We start from the raw sequence: 1,027 nt of genomic DNA on the forward strand, positions 1-1,027 counted from the left end.
CAAGAGAAGTACTGTAACCATTATCTTTAGTACCAAATACGTATGACAGGATAGTAGATACCTCATAGGGTCTTTGCTGAGAAGCGAGACTAATCTTATTAGTGTCGATCAAATCAGAAAACCATTTACCTTTGTATAATTGGAGGTTATTAAGAATATTATTATCCATAAAATACTAGTAATTTAATTTTTTTATTTAATAATTAATTATTATGATATACGCAGTTGTCGTGCAGCTGAGAACCAAATTGGATCATCATCAGAACCCGTAGCTTGTTTTCTAGATTTAGTAGTAATACTACTAGATTTTAAACTTCGTCTAAACTTATCAATAGCTGAATTGTTTCCTTCACGTTTAGCGGCTTCAATAAGTTTGTCAGCATTCATTGTAAAGTATGCTGATTCTATCAGATTCTTAACACCACCCTTAGCATAGTCCTTTTGGTACTTTGTTTTACCGTCTGTGTCTGGCTTAAGTATATAATCCATTAAAACCTTTTTATCTTTTTCAGGGACTGTAATACCACGTATATTCTTTAAGCCTTTTATTTCGCTAACAACGTTATCATAGAATTGCTGTTGTCTCTGTAACTATTCACGATAAGCCTTTTTCTGATCCTCTAATAGCTGTTTCTTCCTTTCTTCTTTAATCTCTTTCAGATCTTCTAAAGCGTCTTGCGCTTCATCTTCAAGTAATCCAGCTTCTTCGTATCTACTTACTAACTTATCAATCTTCTTAGTAGAGAACCCTTTTTCTTTAAGTAATTGTTTTACTACCAATTTCTGATTAGCTTCATCTTCAATATCAATATCATCTAAATCTAACTCAGCATCAATAGTCAGATACTTCTTTAAATCTCCACCTTGTTTTACGAAATTATCTAGTGCTTCAACTTCTTCACTAGAGTATTCAGGCTTACTATTTTCTTCAATGACATTTTGGAAGTAATTAATTAACTCATCTACATTCTTTGGTTTGTCTTCACCTTCTTCAAATTCCCAATTGAGTTTTTCAGCCACAGCATCA

At 32.4% G+C, this 1,027-nt stretch carries 2 protein-coding genes; both read right to left on the reverse strand.

Features of this window, described 5'->3' with window-relative positions; genetic code table 11:
- Window positions 1-210 precede the first annotated feature (210 nt).
- On the reverse strand, window positions 211-489 hold the full coding sequence (locus GH664_RS22630) for a hypothetical protein (RefSeq protein WP_153163759.1): 279 nt from the start codon (window positions 487-489) through the stop codon (window positions 211-213).
- A 102-nt stretch (window positions 490-591) separates the two neighbouring features.
- The coding region (locus GH664_RS22635) for a hypothetical protein (protein WP_228111680.1) at window positions 592-1,027 on the reverse strand (436 nt) is incomplete at its 5' end.

The organism is Thauera sp. 2A1, from assembly GCF_009469595.2.
GTDB lineage: Bacteria > Pseudomonadota > Gammaproteobacteria > Burkholderiales > Rhodocyclaceae > Thauera.

Excerpts from the sequence above, each read along its gene's own strand:
- GH664_RS22630 (WP_153163759.1), bottom strand. The coding sequence starts at position 489 with ATGGATTATATACTTAAGCCAGACACAGACGGTAAAACAAAGTACCAA.